Annotated in this window: 21 protein-coding genes and 1 tRNA gene; 13 read left to right on the forward strand and 9 right to left on the reverse strand. The window is 67.3% G+C overall.

Annotated features, from left to right (window positions below; translation table 11 throughout):
• The first annotated feature begins 199 nt into the window (after positions 1-199).
• Together AC1DBD_RS08925 and AC1DBD_RS08930 are read left to right on the forward strand one after the other, a co-directional pair.
• Positions 200-1,090: a DsbA family protein gene (locus tag AC1DBD_RS08925; RefSeq protein ID WP_441418196.1), complete on the forward strand. Its 891-nt coding sequence runs from the start codon at positions 200-202 to the stop codon at positions 1,088-1,090.
• 149 nt (positions 1,091-1,239) lie between these two features.
• Positions 1,240-1,316 (forward strand) — tRNA-Thr (locus tag AC1DBD_RS08930).
• A 344-nt stretch (positions 1,317-1,660) separates the two neighbouring features.
• Here AC1DBD_RS08930 and AC1DBD_RS08935 read toward each other — a convergent pair.
• The 4 genes from AC1DBD_RS08935 to AC1DBD_RS08950 form a co-directional block, all read right to left on the reverse strand.
• Positions 1,661-2,203: a hypothetical protein gene (locus AC1DBD_RS08935; RefSeq protein ID WP_476981915.1), complete on the reverse strand. Its 543-nt coding sequence runs from the start codon at positions 2,201-2,203 to the stop codon at positions 1,661-1,663.
• A 119-nt stretch (positions 2,204-2,322) separates the two neighbouring features.
• Complete coding sequence (locus tag AC1DBD_RS08940; RefSeq protein ID WP_476981916.1) at positions 2,323-5,175, reverse strand: FAD-binding and (Fe-S)-binding domain-containing protein; 2,853 nt, start codon at positions 5,173-5,175, stop codon at positions 2,323-2,325.
• Positions 5,176-5,191: 16 nt separating this feature from the next.
• Complete coding sequence (locus AC1DBD_RS08945; RefSeq protein ID WP_476909068.1) at positions 5,192-5,944, reverse strand: FadR/GntR family transcriptional regulator; 753 nt, start codon at positions 5,942-5,944, stop codon at positions 5,192-5,194.
• A gap of 71 nt (positions 5,945-6,015) precedes the next feature.
• On the reverse strand, positions 6,016-7,761 hold the full coding sequence (locus AC1DBD_RS08950; RefSeq protein ID WP_476893174.1) for an L-lactate permease: 1,746 nt from the start codon (positions 7,759-7,761) through the stop codon (positions 6,016-6,018).
• A 188-nt stretch (positions 7,762-7,949) separates the two neighbouring features.
• Here AC1DBD_RS08950 and AC1DBD_RS08955 point away from each other — a divergent pair, with 188 nt between their 5' ends.
• The 5 genes from AC1DBD_RS08955 to AC1DBD_RS08975 all read left to right on the forward strand — a co-directional run bounded on the left by AC1DBD_RS08955 (position 7,950) and on the right by AC1DBD_RS08975 (position 11,864).
• Entirely contained in the window at positions 7,950-8,753 is an 804-nt protein-coding gene (locus tag AC1DBD_RS08955) for a (Fe-S)-binding protein (RefSeq protein WP_476893173.1), read from the forward strand.
• Entirely contained in the window at positions 8,750-10,288 is a 1,539-nt protein-coding gene (locus AC1DBD_RS08960; RefSeq protein ID WP_476981917.1) for a LutB/LldF family L-lactate oxidation iron-sulfur protein, read from the forward strand. Before AC1DBD_RS08955 ends, AC1DBD_RS08960 begins: the two co-directional genes overlap by 4 nt.
• The gene (locus tag AC1DBD_RS08965; protein WP_476981918.1) at positions 10,285-10,920 is read left to right on the forward strand and encodes a LutC/YkgG family protein; all 636 of its coding nucleotides are present in this window, start codon (positions 10,285-10,287) and stop codon (positions 10,918-10,920) included. The genes AC1DBD_RS08960 and AC1DBD_RS08965 overlap by 4 nt, the downstream gene beginning before the upstream one ends.
• Before the next feature lie 40 nt (positions 10,921-10,960).
• Positions 10,961-11,251 carry a hypothetical protein gene (locus AC1DBD_RS08970; protein WP_476981919.1) on the forward strand — a complete coding sequence of 97 codons (291 nt, stop codon included), beginning with the start codon at positions 10,961-10,963 and terminating at the stop codon, positions 11,249-11,251.
• A 112-nt stretch (positions 11,252-11,363) separates the two neighbouring features.
• Entirely contained in the window at positions 11,364-11,864 is a 501-nt protein-coding gene (locus AC1DBD_RS08975; protein WP_476981920.1) for a GyrI-like domain-containing protein, read from the forward strand.
• 19 nt (positions 11,865-11,883) lie between these two features.
• Here AC1DBD_RS08975 and AC1DBD_RS08980 read toward each other — a convergent pair whose 3' ends face one another.
• Entirely contained in the window at positions 11,884-12,231 is a 348-nt protein-coding gene (locus AC1DBD_RS08980; protein ID WP_476982031.1) for a hypothetical protein, read from the reverse strand.
• 141 nt (positions 12,232-12,372) lie between these two features.
• Here AC1DBD_RS08980 and AC1DBD_RS08985 point away from each other — a divergent pair, with 141 nt between their 5' ends.
• The gene (locus tag AC1DBD_RS08985; RefSeq protein ID WP_056741192.1) at positions 12,373-12,675 is read left to right on the forward strand and encodes a DUF4193 domain-containing protein; all 303 of its coding nucleotides are present in this window, start codon (positions 12,373-12,375) and stop codon (positions 12,673-12,675) included.
• A gap of 269 nt (positions 12,676-12,944) precedes the next feature.
• Complete coding sequence (locus tag AC1DBD_RS08990) at positions 12,945-13,505, forward strand: AMIN-like domain-containing (lipo)protein (protein WP_476981921.1); 561 nt, start codon at positions 12,945-12,947, stop codon at positions 13,503-13,505.
• Between the two features lie 41 nt (positions 13,506-13,546).
• Here the strand turns inward: AC1DBD_RS08990 and AC1DBD_RS08995 are convergent, their stop codons facing one another.
• Genes AC1DBD_RS08995 through AC1DBD_RS09010 form a run of 4 tightly spaced genes read right to left on the reverse strand, consistent with a single transcriptional unit; the run spans position 13,547 to position 16,767 of the window.
• Positions 13,547-13,936: a flagellar assembly protein FliW gene (locus AC1DBD_RS08995; protein WP_476893167.1), complete on the reverse strand. Its 390-nt coding sequence runs from the start codon at positions 13,934-13,936 to the stop codon at positions 13,547-13,549.
• Positions 13,933-14,856 (reverse strand): flagellar hook-associated protein FlgL, encoded by a 924-nt coding sequence (gene flgL, locus AC1DBD_RS09000; protein ID WP_476893166.1) that lies wholly within the window; start codon positions 14,854-14,856, stop codon positions 13,933-13,935. The genes AC1DBD_RS08995 and flgL overlap by 4 nt, the downstream gene beginning before the upstream one ends.
• A 2-nt stretch (positions 14,857-14,858) precedes the next feature.
• Positions 14,859-16,271: a flagellar hook-associated protein FlgK gene (gene flgK, locus AC1DBD_RS09005; protein ID WP_476981922.1), complete on the reverse strand. Its 1,413-nt coding sequence runs from the start codon at positions 16,269-16,271 to the stop codon at positions 14,859-14,861.
• Between the two features lie 10 nt (positions 16,272-16,281).
• On the reverse strand, positions 16,282-16,767 hold the full coding sequence (locus tag AC1DBD_RS09010; RefSeq protein WP_441418211.1) for a flagellar protein FlgN: 486 nt from the start codon (positions 16,765-16,767) through the stop codon (positions 16,282-16,284).
• A gap of 294 nt (positions 16,768-17,061) precedes the next feature.
• On the opposite strand from AC1DBD_RS09010, the gene AC1DBD_RS09015 reads away from it, so the two are divergent.
• The 4 genes from AC1DBD_RS09015 (at position 17,062) to AC1DBD_RS09030 (ending at position 20,382) form a co-directional block, all read left to right on the forward strand.
• A complete protein-coding gene (locus AC1DBD_RS09015; RefSeq protein ID WP_476909076.1) occupies positions 17,062-17,934 on the forward strand; it encodes a flagellin N-terminal helical domain-containing protein in 873 nt (290 codons plus the stop codon).
• A 177-nt stretch (positions 17,935-18,111) separates the two neighbouring features.
• The gene (gene fliD, locus AC1DBD_RS09020; RefSeq protein WP_476909077.1) at positions 18,112-19,440 is read left to right on the forward strand and encodes a flagellar filament capping protein FliD; all 1,329 of its coding nucleotides are present in this window, start codon (positions 18,112-18,114) and stop codon (positions 19,438-19,440) included.
• Positions 19,440-20,000, forward strand: coding sequence for a flagellar export chaperone FliS (gene fliS, locus AC1DBD_RS09025; RefSeq protein WP_476981923.1), 561 nt, complete (start codon positions 19,440-19,442; stop codon positions 19,998-20,000). Before fliD ends, fliS begins: the two co-directional genes overlap by 1 nt.
• Complete coding sequence (locus AC1DBD_RS09030; RefSeq protein ID WP_476909079.1) at positions 19,993-20,382, forward strand: hypothetical protein; 390 nt, start codon at positions 19,993-19,995, stop codon at positions 20,380-20,382. Before fliS ends, AC1DBD_RS09030 begins: the two co-directional genes overlap by 8 nt.
• Positions 20,383-20,451 lie beyond the last annotated feature (69 nt).

A 20,451-nucleotide genomic window follows, 5' to 3' on the forward strand; every position in this document is an offset into this window, starting at 1 on the left:
CGCTCTCGGTTGCTTGCATTGGTGCCCCCTGGGGTCGCTTGTGGCTCTCATCCACCCTAGCCGGGCGGAATCTTCTGTGCTATTCGTCCGTTGGGCACACGGAAGGAAACTTGAAAGCGCAAGCTCCTCAGGTTTCTCCCCTAAAATGATGAAGTTGCCACCCAGTGGACCATCCCAGGCCGATCGACACGAGGAACCAATGAGCGCCGCAAACGAACCCCGTCAGTCCAAAGCGGAGCGCACCGCCGCGGCCCGCGAGAAAGCCCGTGAGATCCGCGAGGCGCAGCTGAAGAAGGAAAAGCGCAACAAGCTGCTCATCGGCTGGGGCATCGTGGCCGCCGTCGTCGCCATCATCGTGATTGTGGCCCTGGTGGTCACCTCGAACATCAAGAACAACGCCCCGGTAGCCGACTCCGGCCCGACGCCGGCCAACGGCAACGTCCACGGCGGCGTCACCCTGCTGGCCAACACCGCAGTGGCGAAGACCGAACCGGCCACCGTCAATGTCGCGGATCTGCCCTCGCCCGCCGCGACGCCTCCCGCCGACATCAAGGCACCCGGCGCCGAGGCCGAGGCCGGCAAACCGGTCAAGGTGGTCCTCTACATCGACTTCATCTGCCCGGTTTGCAAGAACTTCGAGGCGCAATACAACCCCACCCTCACCAAGCTGCGCAACGAGGGCAAGATTACGGTCGAGTACCGTCCGCTGGGCTTCCTGGACAGCCGCTCCAGCACCAATTACTCCTCGCGGGCCGCCAATGCCGCGGCCTGTGTCGTGAACGAATCCCCGGAAAAGTACTCGGACTTCGTTGACGCCCTGTTCGCCAAGCAGCCGGCCGAGGGCACTGCGGGCCTCTCCGACGCGGAGCTCAAGACGATGGCGACCGACGTCGGGGCCAAGAGCATCGACAAGTGCGTGGATGACAAGACGTACCGCCCGTACGTGAAGTACACCACCCAGGAGGCGGCGGCCATCGGTGTCACGGGTACGCCGACGGTCTTCGTCGAGGGCAAGCAGTGGGGCAAGGGCGCCAGCGCGCAGACCCCGTTCGAGCAGTTCCTGCAGGCCGCGGTGGACGCCAAGAAGTAACCGCCGCACGAAACAGCAGCCCGGCCCCGGATCCGTCCGGGGCCGGGCTGTCTTGTTTCCGGCATTTTTCTCCGGCGGGGGTCCGTGGGCTACCCTTATCTAGCAGTCAGCGTCGGGCCGGATTTTCGGTCAGGCGACGACGGCGGATTGCCTCCTTAGCTCAGTTGGCCAGAGCACCGCTCTTGTAAAGCGGGGGTCGTCGGTTCGAATCCGACAGGGGGCCCCACGAACCCCTCCATCCCGGCGATTTTGCCCGGGATGGAGGGGTTTTTTGTGCGCTTGGAGCCTGCCTGCGCCGCCGTTTCGACGGTTCCCTGCGCACTCGATGCTTCTCAACGTCGAGTGTGCAGGGAACCGTCGAAACGGGTCCCTGGGGAAGGCCGGGTTGAGCTGCCAGGGCGGCCGACCGAGGAGGCAAGCCTCAGGGAGGGGGTGCCCCGGAGCCGCCTCCGCTGCTTCGCCGCCGGAGCAGCCGCACTGCCCACGCGACAAGCAACGTCACGCCTTGCACCACAACGGCTGCAGCCACCAGGAGTAGCAGGAAGACCGTGATGTTCCAGCCCTCGAGTCTCATGGAGCGGTGATCCTGATCCCGGCGACCGCCCCGGTCCAGGCGCCGTCCGGGTGGACGCGGGTGAGCTGGGCGCCGACGGGCCCTGCCGCCAGCTGAACTACCTGCGTCTGGGTCCGTGAGCAGTCAACCTCGAATACCGTATGCTCGGTTCCGCTTTCCGTGTCCTGGGAGAGGTAGATCTGGGCATGCGGAATGCCGACGCAGGCCATGGTGACAGTATGCTGACCGGCCGCCGGGACGGCCGCAGCCTTGCTGAACCCCACTCCCGGACCGTCGGCGGGGCCCGAGTCGGCCAGGATCACAGACCCGAAAGCCTTCGCTAAGCGCCGCTCCAGTTCCGCGTAGTTGCGCGCCTCCACCGCCAGGAGATCGGGATCCGTCGTCGCAGTGCTGCGCGCCGCCGCGTGGCTTTGGCTAGCCGTGCGTTGCGGATCGCCCGGATCCTCGTAAGTGCAGCCGCCCAGGCCCGCGGCCAGCAGCAGGCTGATGGTGAATGCCGCAATGGAGCGGACTGCCTTCGTTCCCCCAATACCAGACATGCGCCGAGTCTAGGGCCCCGTTCCGCCACTTCGACGGTTCCCCGCGGATTCGACGCCTTGAAACGTCGAATTTGCACGGAACCGTCGAACCGGCCACTCACCCGCTCCTCACCCGCCCCTCACCCCTCCGGACGGGTGGCCTCTTCCAGGATTTCCAGCAGGTGCCGGTAGGAGTGGCCGGTGGCCTTGGACATGCCCAGTTCGCAGGTGCGGTTCGTTGAGGCGTAGGCGTCGAACTCGCGTTCGTTGATTTCCCGGGCCTGCTTGTCCGTGGCGGAGTCGGTCAGTTCCGGGTGCAGCAGGCCGCGGTCGCCGGCGAAGGCGCAGCAGCCCCAGTTCAGCGGCACAAACACGTCCCCGGTCACGGCCCGGGCGATGTCCATCAGCGCACCGTTGGTCCCCAGCTGGGTGGAAGAACAGGTCGGATGCAGGGCCATGGATCCCACCGGCGCGGTGACGGTCAGTTGCCCGAGCACGTGCTGGTGCACGAACTCCACCGAGTCCACGAACCGCAGCCCGGCGTACCGTTCCCCGCCCTCGGCCGCGAGCCGCTTCATGGTCTCCAGGCCCTCGGTGCAGGAGGCGGCGTCGCACACCACCGGCAGCCGGCCCTGGCCGCTGGCCTCGTAAAGGCCGTCCAGGACCTTCGCGGACATCGCCGCGTAGCCCTGCGCGAAGCCCTTGGATTTCCACGGGGTGCCGCAGCACAGGCTGCCGATGTCGTCCGGAACGGTCAGCCCCACGCCGGCGCGCTCGCAGAGCTCCAGGAACGCCTGGGCCGAGCCCTTGGCGGGGCCGCCCGCACCGCCCTCAGCGCCACCGGGCGTGTCCGCGGGGCCGAACATGGTGCCGATGCAGGCGGGGAAAAACACGGCGACGCTGTCCGGGTCGCGCCGCGGCCGGCGCCTGGAGCCGCCGCCGGGCAGCACTGCGTCGTAGGCGGGAACGGTCTCCGCGCCCAGCAACGCACGGCCGACGGCGGTCGCTGCCTTGGCCAGCGGCGCGGGCATCGCCTTCGCCACGGTCAGGGCCACGCCGCCGCCGGACGTGACCGCGCCCCAGTGGTCCGCCGCGGCGCTCCAGCCGGCTTCCGCGACGGCGTTCGCGTTTTCCTTCCGCAGCCGCCGGACCAGGTCCCCGGTATTGATCAGCACCGGGCAGGCGGTGACGCACATGCCGTCGGCCGCGCAGGTCTGCACGCCGTCGTACTCGTAGTCCTTGCGCAGCCGGGCGGCCAAGGCGTCGTCGCCGCGCAGTTCCGCGGCTGCCATCTCGCGCCGCAGCACGATGCGCTGGCGGGGCGTGAGGGTGATGTCCTTGCTCGGGCAGACCGGTTCGCAGTAGCCGCACTCGACGCAGCGGTCCACCTCTTCCTCCACCGTCGGCGCCACCTTGAGGTTCTGAACGTAGGAAAGCGGCTCCTCCGCGAGCAGCACGCCGGGGTTGAGGAGATTGGCGGGGTCGATCAGCCGTTTGATCTCCTGCATGACTTCATAGAGCTCGTCGCCGTACTGGCGGCGCACGAACGGGGCCATGATGCGCCCGGTGCCGTGCTCGGCCTTGAGTGAGCCGCCGGCGCCGAGGACCAGGTCCACCATGTCGTCGGTAAACGCCTGGTAGCGCAGCAGCTGGGCGGGGTCGTCGAAGCGCTCGTTGAGCATGAAGTGGACGTTGCCGTCCTTCGCGTGGCCAAAGATCACCGAGTCCTCGTAGCGGTGTTCGGCGAAGAGCCGGGTCAGTTCGCCGCAGGTGTCCGCCAGGGCCGGAACCGGAACCACGATGTCTTCCAGCAGCGCGTTGGTACCGGAGGGGCGGGCGCCGGCCACCGTCGTGTAGAGGCCCTTGCGCACGTGCCAGAGTGCCGCGCGGTCTTTCGGGTCCGTGGTCAGCGCGAACGGCGAGGCCAGGTCCAGGGACGCGAAGAGCGGCTGCGAGTTGTGACGCTTGCCGGTCAGTTCCGCGGCGTCGGCGCCCTGGTGTTCCACCAGCAGCGCGGTGTGTCCCTCGACCGGGAGCGAACGGATGGCCGCGGGCGCGTCGGCAGCGAGCTGCGCGACCTTCAACGCGGCGGCGTCCATCAGTTCGATGGTCGCCAGGCCGGATGCCACCAGCTCGGGCAGGGCGGCCGTGGCTGCGGCGAGCGTGTTGAAGACCAGCAGCCCGGTGGCGACGGCGGGCTTGACCTCGACGGTGCGGAAGACCGCTTCCGCCACGAAGCCGAGGGTGCCTTCGCTGCCGATCATCAGGTGCATCAGGATGTCGACGGCGCGTTCGTAGTCCAGGAACGAGTTCACCCCGTAGCCCATCGTGTTCTTCATCGAGAACAGCGAGGTGATGGTGCGCACCGACTCCGCGTTTCCGGCCACCCGGCGGCGCAGCCGCAGCAGGCCCTCGTGGAGTTCCGGCTCCAGTTCGCGCAGGCGCGCGTCCGCGTCGGCGTCGGCGGTATCGATGACTGTGCCCGAGGGCAGCACCAAGACCATGGATTCCAGGGTGCGGTAGGTGTTGAACTCCGTGCCACAGGCCATCCCGGAAGAATTGTTGGCGATCACGCCGCCCACGGTGCAGGCGATTTCGCTCGCCGGGTCGGGGCCGAGTTTGCGGCCGAACGCGGCCAGGCGGGCGTTGACGCTGCGGATGGTGGCGCCGGGCTGGACGCGGACGCGGGCGCCGCCGTCGAGGACCTCAATGCCGCGGAAATGCTGGCGGGTGTTGATCAGCAGGCTGTCGCTGAGCGCCTGGCCGGAGAGGCTCGTGCCGCCGGAACGGAAAGTGGCGGGCAGGTTGAGCTCGCGGCTGCGGCGCAGCAGCTGCCCGACGTCGTCGGCGTTGCGCGGGGTGGCGACGCCCTGGGGGATCAGCAGGTAGTGGGACGCGTCGTGCGCCATGGCCCGGCGGTCCAGGTCCCTTGTGCTGACCGTGTCGAGGTTCAGCTGGTCGATCAGGGGTGCGGCGGCGGCCGTGGCGGTCATGCGGTGCTCCAAGGTGTTACGGGGTGGGAGGGGACTGCGGCGGGGTGGCTTCCTGCGCCCGAAGGTAGAACCACTCGATGTGTTCGCGCAGCAGGCGGCCCGCAAGCTCGCCGTCGCGCGCCCGGACGGCATCAAAGATGCCGTGGTGCTGGCTCCGCAGCTCGCACAGGACGTCCGGCCAGGACTCCATCGCGTCCATGGCGCCCTTGACGTAGCCGACAATGGAGCCGCTGAGGGAGTCCATCATCGTGGCGACGACGGCGTTCCCGGCGAGCGAGCTCAGCGCGACATGGAACCGCGCATCGAGTTCGTGGAAGGTCGCCCGGTCAATCCCGGGATTGTCCATGGCGTCCAGCAGCGCGGCAGCCTGCTCCAGCTCTTCCTCCGTGCCGCCGCGGGCAGCCCCGGCCTGGGCCGACCAGGTCTCGAGCAGGATGCGGGTCTGCACGATGTCCTCGACGGGCAGCCGGTTGCTGGCCACATGCAGGCGCAGGGCGGAGGACAGGCCCGCGGACGGGTCGGAGATAACGATGGCCCCGGAGGTTGGCCCGGAGCCGACGGAGCTGCGCAGCACGCCCATGGCGTCCAGGATCCGGATGGCTTCGCGGACCGAGGCCCGGGAGATCCCGTAGCTTTCCGCCAGGGTCCGCTCGCCCGGAAGGCGGTCGCCGAGCTTGATCTTGCCGGAGCGCAGATCGGCCTCGATGTCCTGCAGGAGCGCGTCATAGGTACGACGGCGGGGGGCTGCTCCTGCTTCGGCGGCTGTCACGGGCTTTTCCTTCCGGGCGGGAGTGCGGGCCGTGGCGCGGCCCGCACTCTTGATTGCGTGGGGGCTGGCGGCTAAGGCAGCATCCAGCCCAGGACGGGGGTGGACTGCAGGAAGGCAAGGGTGCACAGGACCAGCAGGAGAGCCACGCTCCACCCGACCACCTTACGCAGGATCACCGACTCCTGGCCGTCAAGGTTGACGGCTGTCGCCGCGATGGCGAGGTTTTGCGGACTGATCAGCTTGCCCACGACGCCGCCGGAGGTGTTGGCGGCCACCAGCAGGTTCGGATCGATGCCCGCCTTCAGGCCCGCGGTCTGCTGCAGCTTGGCGAACAGCGCGTTGGCGGAGGTGTCCGAGCCGGTCACGGCGGTGCCCAGCCAGCCGAGCACGGGCGAGAGGAAGGCGAAGAAGCTGCCGGTGCCGGCCAGCCAGGTTCCGATCGAGACCGTCTGGCCGGAGTTGTTCATGACGTACGCCAGGGCGAGCACCGTGATGATGGTCAGCCCTGCCCAGCGCATCTTGAAGATGGTCCGTCCGATCTCCCGGACCGCGTCGCCGACCGAAAGGCGGAAGCGGCCGCCGTCGTCGTACTTGGAGTAAACCAGCGCCACCAGCAGCCCGGTGATCAGCAGCAGCGTGCCCGGGCTGGACAGCCACTGGAAGGTGTACACGGTGGAGGAGACCGGCTTGCCCTCGGCGTTGACCAGGGCGTCGTGCAGGATCGGCCAGGGAATCTTGATGTCCGTGGCGGCGAGGAACGCGGGCAGGTCGACCCCGAGCTTCCAGAGCTTGGCGATGCCGAACACGACGATCACGAGGAAGTACGGAAAGAGGGCCAGCCACGTGCGCGTCGGGGTAAGGCCGCCGTCCGTGGCCTTTTCGGCGGTCACGACGCCGGCCTTGCCGGCATCCTGCGAGCCGCTGCTCCGGGCGGCGGTGCCGCGGGCAACAGCGTCGGCGGCAACGCCAAGGCGCTCGCGGGCGGCCGCGCTGCCCTTCGGCTTCCACATCCGGAAGAACACCACGGCGGCGCCGAGGCCGACCAGCGAGGCCAGGATGTCGGTGAGTTCGTAGGAGAAGAAGTTGGAGCACAGGAACTGGGCGACGGCGAAGGAGCCGCCGACCACCAGCGCGGCGGGCCAGCAGTCCTTCAGACCGCGGCGGCCGTCGATGATGAAGAGCAGGATCAGCGGCACGAAGGTGGCCAGCAGGGGAGCCTGGCGGCCCACGATGGATGCGATGTCGGTCGCGTGCAGGCCGGTCAGTCCGGCGGCGGTCGTAATCGGGATGGCCATCGCGCCGAACGCGACCGGTGCGGTGTTTGCCACCAGTACGGCGGCGGCAGCACGCAGCGGCGGGAGACCCAGGGCCAGCAGCATGGTGGCGGTGATCGCCACCGGGGCGCCGAAGCCGGCGAGGGCCTCAAGCAGGCCGCCGAAGCAGAAGGCCACCAGAACGGCCTGCAGGCGCACGTCGCCGCCGCCGATCACGTCGAAGACGCGGCGCAGGTCCTCGAACCGGCCGCTGAGGACGGTCACCTGGTAAAGCCAGACGGCCATGACGACGATCCAGAGCACCGGGAAGGCGCCGAAGACCCCGCCCTGGGTGGCCGAAAGGATCGCCAGGCCGGCCGGCATGTGGAAGGCGGCGATGCCGACCACGAGGGCGGCCAGCAGGGCGAAGGCACCGGCCACGTGGGCCTTGGTCTTCACAACGGCCAGCAGGATGAAGAAGGTGAGCAGCGGCAGTAAGCCAACGATGGCCGACCAGGCCACGCTGTTCAGCACCGGGTCGGTGGTGGGGGTGAAGTGGTCCACGGAAGTTCCTCTGCGTTGAGAGACGACGAGTTCTTTGGTCAGACCACTGTGGTCGGACCATGAGAGTGTAGCGCAGATCTCATTCGGCGTGTGAGGGGGTTCACTTCCCTGTTCAGGTTGGGAGTGGCGGGCATCACGTGCTTTACTATGGTCAGACCACACACGTCGGCGCTGCTCGAAAGGCTGTCATGAGAATCGCTTTGTTCGCCACCTGCATCGTCGATGCGATGTATCCGCGCACCGCGCAGGCCACCGTGAGCATCCTGGAACGGCTGGGGCACGAGGTCGTGTTCCCGTCCGGCCAGGCCTGCTGCGGGCAGATGCACGTCAACAGCGGCTACCTCCAGGAAGCCGTCCCGGTCGTCGCCAACCACGTGCGCGCCTTCGACACCGGGGACTACGACGTCGCCGTCGCGCCGTCCGGGTCGTGCGTCGCCTCGGTCAAGCACCAGCACCCGATGGTGGCCCGCTCCTGCGGCGACAGCGCGCTGGAAGCCAGGGCTGCCGCCGTCGGCGCCAGGACCTACGAGCTCTCCGAGCTGCTGGTGGACGTGCTGGGCGTGACCGACGCCGGCGCCCAGCTGGGCTCCTACTTCCCGCACCGGGTCACCTACCACCCCAGCTGCCACGGCATGCGCCTGCTCCGCCTCGGCGACCGCCAGGCCCGGCTGCTGCGCAGCGTCCAGGGAATCGAGCTGGCCGAGCTGCCCGAAGCCGACCAGTGCTGCGGCTTCGGCGGCACCTTCTCGATGAAAAACGCCGACGTGTCCTCGGCCATGCTCGAGGACAAGACCGCCAACGTCCGCTCCACCGGCGCCGAGCTGTGCACGGGCGGGGACGCCTCCTGCCTGATGCACATCGGCGGCGGCCTGTCCCGCCAGGGCAGCGACGTGACCACCCTGCACCTGGCCGAAATCCTCGCCAGCACCGCGGAAGCGCCGGCGTCCGTCACCGGCGAGGTACGCGTTTCCACCGGAAAGGCAACACGATGAGCACCTTCCTGGGCATGCCCTCCCTTCCCGTCTTCGGCACGGGTAACCTGCATGCCGCCGAATCGTTCCCGACGGCGGCGCACCGCGAGCTGGGCAACGCCCAGCTGCGCGCCAACCTCGGCCACGCCACCCACACCATTCGCGACAAGCGTCTCCAGGTCGTCTCCGAACTGCCCGACTGGGAACAGCTGCGCGACGCCGGATCCGCCATCAAGGAATCCGTGATGGCCCGGCTCCCCGAACTCCTCGAACAGTTCGAGCAGCACTTCACCGCCCGGGGCGGAGTCATCCACTGGGCGCGCGACGCCGACGAGGCTAACGAAATCGTCGCGGGACTGATCCGGGACACCGGCGAAACAGAAGTGGTCAAGGTCAAGTCCATGGCCACCCAGGAGATCGGGCTCAACGAATACCTCGAACAGCAGGGGATCGCGGCGTTCGAAACGGACCTGGCCGAGCTGATCGTGCAGCTGGACCACGACAAGCCCAGCCACATCCTGGTCCCCGCCATCCACAAGAACCGCACCGAAATCCGCGACATCTTCCTGCGCGAAATGCCCGGCGCGGACCCGGAGCTGACCGATAACCCCGCGGTGCTGGCCATGGCGGCCCGCGCGCACCTGCGCCGCAAGTTCCTCACGGCCAAGGTGGCCGTGTCCGGAGCCAACTTCGCGCTCGCTGATTCCGGCACCCTGGCCGTCGTCGAATCCGAGGGCAACGGCCGGATGTGCCTGACGCTGCCGGAGACCCTGATCACCGTGATGGGCGTGGAAAAACTGCTGCCGAGCTGGCAGGACCTCGAGGTGTTCATGCAGCTGCTCCCGCGCTCCTCCACCGGGGAACGGATGAACCCCTACACCTCGTTGTGGACCGGTGTCACCGAGGGGGACGGGCCGCAAAACGTGCACCTGGTGCTGCTCGACAACGGACGCAGCGCCGCGCTCGCGGACGAGCTTGGCCGCTCCGCACTGCACTGCATCCGTTGCAGCGCGTGCATGAACGTCTGCCCGGTGTACGAGCGGACCGGCGGCCACGCCTACGGCTCCACCTACCCCGGCCCGATCGGCGCCATCCTTTCCCCGCTGCTGACCGGCATCGAGTCGGAGGAAAACAGCTCCCTGCCCTACGCTTCCTCACTGTGCGGGGCCTGCTACGACGCCTGCCCGGTGAAGATCAACATTCCGGACATCCTGGTGCACCTGCGCAGCGTGGACGTGGACAGCAAGCGCGGAAAGAAGAAGCTGCCCAGCCAGATGGACGTCGGCATGAAGGCCGCATCCTGGGCGCTGTCCTCGGGGAAGCGGCTCGGGCTGCTCGAAAAGGGCCTTCCCGTGGGCCGCCTGGTGGCCGGTCCGGACAAAAAGATCACCAAGCTGCCCGGCATCGCCGCCGGCTGGACCCAAAGCCGCGACATCCCGGCGCCGCCGCAGAGATCCTTCCGCGACTGGTGGGCCAAGGAACACCACGGCCCGGAATCCGGCGGCACCCCCGCGGATACCCACAACAACGCCCAGGACAAGGAAGACGGAGCATGAGCGCGCGCGAAGATATCCTCGGCCGGATCCGTTCCGCGCTGCGGGACGCACCCGTAGCACCGCAGATTCCGCGGGAATACCTCGCATCATCCGAGCTGGACCAGGATGCGCTGATCCATCTGCTGGTGGACCGTTTGGTCGACTATAAAGCCCGGGTCTGCGTGGTGGACGCGGCCGAGGTGCCCGTGCGGATCGCCGAACTGCTCGCGGACGCCCGCAGCTACGTCGTGCCGGCGGGGCTCGACGCCGGCTGGACCGCCGGCATCGGCTCCGCCCGGGGCGGCGATCGCCGCCGCGTGGATTCCGTCTCTGAGCCGCTGACCGTTGCCGAGCTGGACGCCACCGACGCCGTCGTGACTGCCAGCGCCGTCGCCGTCGCCGAAACGGGGACGATCATCCTGGACGGGAGCCCCAACCAGGGCCGCCGCGCCATCAGCCTCGTCCCGGACCACCACATCTGCGTCGTGAACGCCGCCGACATCGCCGGCATCCTCCCCGAGGCGCTGCGGCGGATCGACGGCACCCGGCCGCTCACCATGATCAGTGGACCGAGCGCCACCAGCGACATCGAACTTGAACGCGTCGAAGGGGTCCACGGTCCGCGCACCCTCGACGTGATCATCGCGCGGTAGTCGCGGCGGTCCTGACCAACGCCGTAGGAAGGAAGCGTCCGTGGCCTATTACTGCCATCACGCCTGGCACGACCTGGTCGGCCTCGTAGTGGAGGTCCGCAGGGAAGGCGCGGTGGTCCGCGAAGGACTCGTCGACGCCGCCATGGCGGATTCCTCCGCCCTGTGGATCGCCGCCGACGGATTCCAGGACCGGGTGCTGATCGAAGCCGCAGAGGGCTATGAGGTGTGGCTTGAACCCCGTCGGCTGGACGGCAAGTCCGCTTATCGGCTGGCTCAGAGCTGGCCGGCTCCCCGGAGGCCCGGAATGGCATCTTCCTTGGTGGGGAAGTAGCCGAAGAGGACCTGCCGGGGCTGCCCCCGAGTCCACTTTCTGCCAGACGCGACGACCGCCGGCGGGACGTTCGGCCCTTGACCGTCCCAAGGTCGCGGCGAAGTGTAGGCCTATGACTGATCCACATCCGGAACTGACGCCGGACATCAAGTCCACCGACCTCGAGGAAAAGCCGACGGCGGTGCTGCGCGAGACCGTGCCCATGAATGCGCTGCGCGAATTCTTCGACCGCGCCTACCGTTCCGTGATGACGGCCGTGCAGCAGCAAAACGTCCAGCTGGCCGGGCCGCCGTTTGCCCTGTATCGCGGCATGCCCACGGACGTCGTCGACGTCGAGGCAGGCTTTCCGCTGGCCGCGCCGTATCCGGGCGGGGGAGCCCAAGCGGAAGAGTCCGGCGTGACGGCGGGCACGCTGCCTGCCGGGCGGGCGCTCGAGGCGATGCACGTGGGGCCATACGAGACGTTGCCGGAGACCTACAATGCCGTGATGGCCAGGATGCAGGCGGAAGGCCTCACTCCGGGCGACGCCATGTGGGAGTACTACCTCAGCGACCCTGCCACGGAACCGGATCCGGCGGTTTGGAAAACCCTCATCGTCTGGCCGGTGGCCTGAGCCCGGACGGAACCCGGCGCTAGTCCGCGTCGATTTCTTCGAGGAGCTTCCTGGCGGCTTCGGCGATATCGTCGTGGCCGTGTTGCGCGGCCCGGCTCTCCAACGAAATGACGGCGCAGCGGTGGACTTTCTTGAAGTCGCCGAAGGGAAAGGTCACGCTGCCCTTGGTTCCCTCGGAAGCGTCCGGGTCCACCCCCAGATGCCAGTGGGAGAACTCCGCGAATCCGTTCTTTTCAATGAACTTGTTCTCCTGCTCGGCTGGCGGTGCGTGCTCGCTCCAGTCGTCCCGGGTGTCCCGCTGGACCTTCCCGTCTTTGACCAGTCGGCGGGCGAGGGAGAGCGCTTGTTTGTTCAGTTTCGTAGCCATCATTGCCTCCAGATTGACCCTGTCCGGCGACGCTTAATGTCGCTTTCACCACACTATTCTTCATCTCCAAGGATGATGCCCTAAACTGCTTCACTGAGGTGCCTGAAATGGCGCTGCGCAGCAACGAAAGTGAACCCCGCTATGGCTACCGATTACGACGCCCCACGCAAGACAGAAGAAGAGTCTCCCGCTGAATCGCTGGAGGCCCTTCAGGCATCCCGTGGCGGCGGTGCCCAGACTGCTGTTATCGACGTCGACGAGAACGACACCGCTGAAGGCATCGACCTTCCCGGCGCCGACCTCTCCGGCGAAGAACTGACCGTCATTGTTGTTCCTGAGCAGTCCGACGAATTCACCTGTTCCTCCTGCTTCCTGGTCCGCCACCGGTCCCAGGTGGCCAAGGAAAAGAACGGCCTGAAGTACTGCCGCGACTGCGAAGGCTAAAGCCCTCCCGCCCGGACCCCCGGGCTCGTTTCGAGAATTTTGATTTACCCAAAGCAAAGCGCCGGACGCCCGCCAGGGCCCGGCGCTTTGCCGTACCCGCCCGCTGCCGAACCCAACTGACTCGCAGCAGGTGTCGTTTTGAACCCTCAAAACGACACCTGCTGCCAGTTAGTTGGGGCTAACGACCTCTCGTCAACCCAGACGGGCGGTTCTACTCTTGAGGTATCCGGGTGAGGTGGATGTCCGGATGATTCGAGGGGGCGGCTGTCGTGACAAAATCCCGAGCGAACAGGCTCACCGTCTGGCTGGTGGCCTTGCTGACGGCGGCCGGGCTGGGGCTCCTGGCGCCCGGGCCGGCCGCGGCGTCACCCTATTGCGGACTCGTGTGGGGATCGCTCGCCAAGGCCGACGCCGCCATGAGCCAGGCGAAGGTGGTCAACGTCCGGACTGGCCAGCACTACTGCTTCGACCGCCTCGTCATCGACCTCAACGGACCGGCGGCCGGCTACTCGGTGCGGTATGTGCCCCAGGTGGTGCAGGACGGTTCCGGCCTGCCGATCCCGCTGCGCGGCCAGGCCTTCATCCAGCTCACCGCCAACGCGCCGGCCTACGACGCGGCCGGGAAGTCCACCTACAACCCGGCCAACAAGGCCGAGCTGAGCAATGTTGCCGGGTACCAGACCTTCCGGCAGGTGGCGTGGGCCGGAAGCTTCGAGGGATATACCAGCCTGGGACTGGGGGTCCGCGCGCGACTGCCCTTCCGGGTCTTCACCTTGGCCGGGCCTGGCTCGGGCTCCCGCTTGGTCATCGACGTGGCGCACTTCTGGTGACCAGGCTCTGCTGAGCCTGTGGGGCCCGACGGCGGTATCGGCTACAGCGCGCCGAGCTCCGCCCGAAGCGGGTACTCCTTGCCGTCCAGCACGAGCTGGGTGCAACGCCCGCTGGCGGGGTTGAACACGATCGGTGCCATCAGGTTCACCGTGGTGGACGCGGGGGAGTGGTTGACCACCACCAGCACCCGGGGCGAATCGCCGTCGGCAAGCTCCAGGGCTTCCAGCGCGGCGGCCGGAAGCGGCGGCGTATAGCCGGGGACGAAGACTGCGGCGTCCGCAAGGAACAGCCGCACCGGCGTGGAGCCGGATTCGAGGGCGAACAGGCCAGGGGCGCTGTCGATGTTCCGCAGGGCGAAGTCGTGTACCTTCTCCAACCCCGGCATCGGGGCAGTGAAGGTCACCGGGGTGCTGCTGAGGACGGAGTTCATCGCAGGAAGTCCATCAAGGTGGGCTGCAGGACCTTCGCCGTGGCGGCCAAGGCCACCTGGTAGTTGGTCTCCTGTAGCTTCAGGTCCATGATCACGCTGCCGAGGTCAGCTTTTTCGATGCCGGTCCGCTGGGCGTCCAAGGAAGCCTCCAATTCGGTGTTGACGTTTCCGGCACGTTCCAGCTGTGCCTGCCGTGTTCCAATTTCAGCACGGCCGTTGACGATGTTCTTGAAGGCGGTGTCGACGGCGGCCACCCGCGGGTCGATATCGGTGCCGGTCCGCAGGTCGGCCGCCAGCTTGCCCACGATGTCGAAGACGGAACCGGTGCCGTTGCCGAAGATCGTGGCGCCGTCGGCGTCAACCCGGACGGTCTGGGTGGCGCTGATCCGCCGCTCCACCGCGCTGGCACCCGTGCCGTTAAAAGTCGGCGGCGTGCCGGTGTCACTGGGAATACTGGGGTTGCGTGGCGTTCCGGTGGTGAAGGCGCCAGCGGCGTCCGAGTTGCCGGCGAAGATGTTCCGGCCCAGATGCTGGGAGTTGGCGATCGAAATCAGGTCCGTCTTCAGCGACTCCAGCTCGGCGGCGATCGCGTCCTTGCCGGACTGGTTCAGGGAGCCGTTGCCGGCCATCACGGTGAGGTCCTTGACCCGGCGCATCACGTTGGTGGCCTGCTCCAGCGCAGAATCCGCAGCGGTCAGCCAGGTGTTGCCGTCGTCAATGTTCCGGCCGTACTGGGCATTGGCCGCCTGAAGGGACCGCGTCGCCAAAGCCTGGGCCGTAGCGGCAGGGTCATCCGAGGGGCGGGAGATTTTGTTCAGCGAGGTGGCTTTTTCCTGCAGCTCGGCCAGCTTTGCCTGCTGGAACTGCAGCGTCCGCTGGGCGCTCGCATTCATGGTCAGGTTTGTTACCCGGTTCAGCATGATTACCTTCCTACCAGTCCGGTGCGGTTGATCAGGACGTCCAGGGCTTCGTCGACGGCGGTCATCACGCGGGCCGCCGCCTGATAGGCGTGCTGGTTGGAGAGCAGGTTGACGTTTTCTTCGTCCAGGCTCACCGACGCCTGCGAGGCGCGGCTGGTCGCCGCGGACGCCTGGGCCGCGGTGGTCAGGGACTCGCGCTGCTGTGCGCCGCGGGACTCGACGCCGATCCCCGTAACGATGCCGGACCACAGCTTGTCCGGTGAGGCCGGTCCGGTACCAAGCTGGGAAATCCGGTCCGCGATGCTGGTGTCCAGCGCGCCCTTGTTCGGGGCCTTGAGGGCGATGTTGTCGGTGCTGGCGGGGGTTTTGAGCCCGAGAGCAGCAGGCCCGGTGGCGCTGACCGTGAAAAAGTCGACGTTGGTGGCGCCGGTTCCGGCTTGGCCGGAGCGGTGCACGGTGTTGACGGTCTGGGCGAGGGAGCTGGCGAGCTTGTTGTAAGACTCAGCTGCCTCGGCGATGACGCCGCCGTTGCCGCCGGCAGCCGGGGCCAGCACCGAGAGGGCTCCGGCGATTTCACCGCCGTCGGAGGAAGCCACTCCCGCCGGGTTCTTCCAGAGCAGTTGCACGGTGGATCCGAGGGCATCCCCGGCCTGGCTGCCGGAGAGTTCCAGTTCCCGCACGGAGGTGCCCATTACGAGGGCATTGCCGCCGACATGGACGTCCACTGTGCCATCCGGCTGTTCGCGCACGGTGCCGCCGGCAAGCCGGGAAATGGTTTCGGTGAGTTTGGCGCGGGCGTCGATGAGTTCGTTCGCGGATCCGCCAGACGCCAGGGTGGAGCGGATGGTGGCGTTGTAGGCGGCCACCTGGCTGGCGGCGGCATTGACGACGCTGACGGCGTCGGCAGCCTGCGCGCGGACACTGCTCCACTGCCCTTGAAGGGCCTGGTAGGCGGAGGAAATCTTGGTCGTGAGGGAGTTGGCGGCGTTCAGCAGCAGACCCTTGGGGCCGTCCTCGCCAGGCTGGTTCGCGGCACCCTGCCACGCGGACCAGAACCCCTGGAGGGCGGCGGAGATGCCGTTGTCGCCGGGTTCCTGCAGGGTGGCCTCGATGCCTTGCAGGGCCGAGGAACGTATCCCGGCGTAGCCAGCCTGCGCACTGGCGGAGCGGACGCCGGCATCGAGGACGCTGCTGCCAAGCCGCGCGATGGCGTCAACCGAAACGCCCTGGCCCACCTGGACCGTGCCGCCGCTGAAGAGTCCGCGGGCCGGCGCGGCCAGAGCGGACTGCTCGACGCGCTGGCGGGTGTATCCCTCGGTGGCGGCGTTGGCGATGTTCTGGCCGGCAACGTTCATGCCCTGCTGGGCAGCAGTCAGCCCGCGGTAGGCGGTATTCAGGGCGCCGAAGGTGCTCATGGTCGCTTCCTTAGAATTGCTTGTCGAAGATGCGGGAGCCGGCGGATTCCCCGGTCTTGCCGTGGGCGTCGTACGTGCCGGGAGTGGCCGGCCGCAGATCGGCGAGGGACTCCTGGGTGGAGCGGACCGCGGTGCGCAAGTACTGCTCATTCGCATCGCGCAGTTCCTTGATCAGGGCAGTCTGGCGGGTCAGGGCTGCGAGATGCGCACTGAGCACCTCGGCCCAGGCGCCCTCCGGGGCCGCCTCAGCAAGCTCGCCGAGCGTGGCGTCGGTGGGCAGTCCCCACATTTCGGCGACGACGGCGGCTTCGATGGTGCGCGCCAGGCTTGCCTGGGAGAGGTGCCCCAGGACCTGCTCCACTTCCCGGGTGCCGTGGGGCAGCCAGCGGGACTTGCCGGAGGTGAGCAGCAGCTGCTCCTCTTCCAACTTGAAAGTCAGAACGTCCAGAAGTTCACGCTCCCGCCACAGCAGGGCAGAAAGTTCGTGGATGGCCATGGTCCGGACGGCTCCCTCAGGTGTATGGATAATGCGGGCGAGTAATGCATGAGTGCAGAGGCGTTGCTGCATCGTGCGGACGGTGCAGCCTTCTGCAGGGTTCGTACAAACTATCGGCAGGATTTGCGCACCCGTTAGCAGGAATAAGGCTGATAACACGCGGATTCTGACGGCCGGGAAATTCCGAAAAGAATTTTGGATTTCTCCTTACCTGTGCAACCCAAGTGGCGATAGCTACTGCTGAAGGCCCACGGACGGGCCATCGCTTACAGTCCCACTCACGGAGGAAATACCATGGGCTTCGTTATTAACAACAACCTCGCGGCTAACAACTCGTACCGCAACCTCAACTCCACCCAGAACGATCTCTCCAAGTCCCTGGAGAAGCTGTCCACCGGCCTGCGCATCAACCGCGCCGGCGATGACGCAGCAGGCCTGTCCATCTCCGAGGGCCTGAAGGCACAGGTCACCGGTTCGGCCCAGGCCGCCCGCAACGCCCAGGACGGCATCTCGGTCATCCAGACCGCTGAAGGCGCCCTGACCGAGGTTCACTCCATCCTGCAGCGCATGCGCGACCTCGCTGTCCAGGGCGCAAACGACACCAACAACGCGGATGCTCGTACCGCTATCAAGACTGAAGCTGACCAGCTCGGCGGGGAACTGTCCCGCATCTCCGAGTCGACCAACTTCGGCGGCATTAACCTCTTCCAGGCCGGTACGGTTGCCGGTCCCGCGACGCTGAAGATTCAGGTCGGCGCCGAAGGTGATGCCACCTCGCAGATCACGGTCAAGAACGCCGATCTCAAGACGGCTCTCACCGACGTCGTAACCCTTGTCGGTGGAACGGTTGGCACCGCTGCGGCTGGTTTCACGGTCACCGATGCGACTACGGCGCAGACGACCATCGAAAACATCGATAAGGCGATCAAGAACATCTCGACCTCCCGTGCGGACCTGGGTGCCTCTCAGAACCGTCTCGAGCACACCATCAAGTCGCTGAACGTTGCCGGTGAAAACCTGCAGGCCGCTCAGTCCCGCATCGCCGACGTCGACATGGCTCAGGAAATGGTCAAGTTCACCAAGGCAAACATCCTGTCCCAGGCCGGCACCGCAATGCTGGCCCAGGCCAACCAGTCCAGCCAGGGCGTTCTTTCGCTCCTGCGCTAGGCAAATCCGGCAGTTTAGCAGTAGGGCTGCCACCGGCGATCGGACGAAGAGACACCCCCGATCATCCAGCTGCGGAGGGGCCGGACGATGGCAAAACCATCGTCCGGCCCTTACGTGCAAGACCGATACTTCAGATACAGCAGCATTAATCATTCTTGACAGCAAGGAGAGGCAGCGATGGGAATCTCACTCGACGGACTGGCCAGCGGGCTCGATACCACCGCCCTCATCAGCTCCATCATGCAGTCGGAGGCCCTCCCGCAGACGCTGCTCAAGAACAAGTCCTACGACATCCAGTCCATGGTCTCCGCCCTCCAAGGGCTCAACGGCAAGGTTGCCGCGCTGGCAACCCAGGCCACAGCCGCCGCCAAGCCCGGCGCCCTGGACCTCTACGCCGCGACCACGAACAGCGACAAAGTCGTCGCCACCACCACCGCGGCCGCCAAAGCGGGATCCCTCGACTTCCAGGTCACCAAGTTGGCCCAGACCCAGGTCACCGTCACCCCCAAGGTGAATGCCGTGACCGGCTGGCCTTACAGCACCCTGACCATCAACAGCGGGGGCACGAACTACACCATCACGCCGGCCTCCAACAACCTGGACGACGTCGTGACCGCTGTCAACGCCGCCGGTGCCGGCGTCACCGCCAGCAAGGTCGACGTCGGCGGCGGAGACTTCCGCCTCCAGTTCACCGCGACGAAGTCCGGCGCAGCCGGCGCGTTCACCATCACGGACCCGGGAACCACCTTCACGGACGTCAAGACCGCCCAGGACGCAGAGATTTCGCTCTGGCCGGGCACCACCGCGGCGCAGCCCGTGACGTCCTCCACGAACACCTTTACGAATCTGCTGCCCGGCGTCTCCATCACCGCCAAAGACGTCACCACCACGCCCGTGACCCTCACGGTGTCCCGCGACAACGCCGGCATCACGAAGCTGGCCTCCGACCTGGTTGACGGAGTGAACGGCATTCTCTCACTGGTTGCCAGCAAGACCGCGGTCAGCACAACCACAAACACCAGCGGCACTAGCGTCTCCGCCGGAGTCTTCGCCGGCGACAGCACCGTGCGTTCCGTGAACCAGAGCATCCTCTCCGCCGCCTCGCTGCCCGTCGGCACCCCGCCGCGGTCGCCGTCGGAGATCGGCATCAGCATCACTAAGACAGGTTCGATGGAGTTCGACGCCACCAAGTTCGGCGCCGCCCTGGCCGCCGACCCGGCCGGCACCGCCGCCAAGGTGCAGGAACTTGCCGGCCGCATCGCGACCGCGGCTACCAACGCCTCGGACAAGTACACGGGCACGCTGACCACCAAGATCACCGGCCAGCAGTCCGAGGTCCGGGATCTGGCTGACCGGATCAGCGACTGGGATATGCGGCTCGCCTCCCGCAAGGCCACCCTGCAGCGCACCTACTCCGGCTTGGAAACCGCGCTGAGCAACATGAAGGCGCAGCAGTCCTGGCTCACCTCCCAGCTCGCGGGCCTCTCCGGCGGGAGCGCCCAGTAATGACCAGCACCCCCTACGGCTACGGCAACGGCTACGGCAATGGCTACGGCAGCGGCAGCGGCAGCGGCTTCGGCGGCGCCGCCCAGCGCAACCAGTACCTCGCGGACTCGGTCCTCTCCGCCCCGCCGGCACGCCTCCTCACCATGCTCTACGACCGGCTCCTGCTGGACCTCGGCCGCGCCGAGAGCGCCCAGCAGGCCGCCAACTGGCAGGTCGCCTCGGAGAACCTCCTGCACGGCCAAGCAATCATCGCCGAGCTGATCTCCTCGCTCAAGACCGATGCGTGGGACGGCGCGGACGGTCTCCTGGGCCTCTACAACTACGCCTTCACGGCGCTGGTCAACGCCAACATCCAGCGGGACGCGGCTTTGACCCGCGAAGCAATCGAGCTGCTGGAGCCCCTCCGCCAGGCCTGGCATGAGGCCGCCGCGGCCATCCCGGCAGCCCGGCCGGCCGGCCTGTCGGCGGCACAGGCCGCACCGGCCGCCACGCCCTTCGCTGCAGCCGGCGCCTGGAGCACGCAGCCGGGCGCCGCTGGCGGGAGCCTTGGTTTTGGCTGAGCCTGCCTACTGGGAGGACTACCCCCGCGCCGCGCAGTCCGCACCCGACCCGGCCCTCGCCGCGTGGATGCTGGTGCTGGACGTGCTGGAGATGGCTGTCGTCGCCGCGGAGAAGACGTTGAAGGATCCGCTCGGTCCCTTGTCCGCCCCGGAGCAGCCGGTGGCCGCTCTGCCGGTGGAGCGCTGGTCCCCGCCGACTCTTAGCGGCCCCTTGCCGCCCGAAGCGCGGCGCCGGGCCATGGCGTTGTCAGCAGCACAGGAGCGGGTGGCCCGGCGTCTGGAAGCCGCGAAACAGGACGTGGCCAAGCAGCTGCAAGCCGTGAGTTCGGTGCCCGGCGTCGGCGATCCTGCCGGCGCGATTTACCTCGACGTGAACAGCTAAACCCGCCGTCGGCCGGTCAATTCAAAGAACCCGAATAAACCTTTCACATTTTCTCTAACGCGGCGCTGA

Source organism: Arthrobacter sp. 10T419 (genome assembly GCF_056394105.1).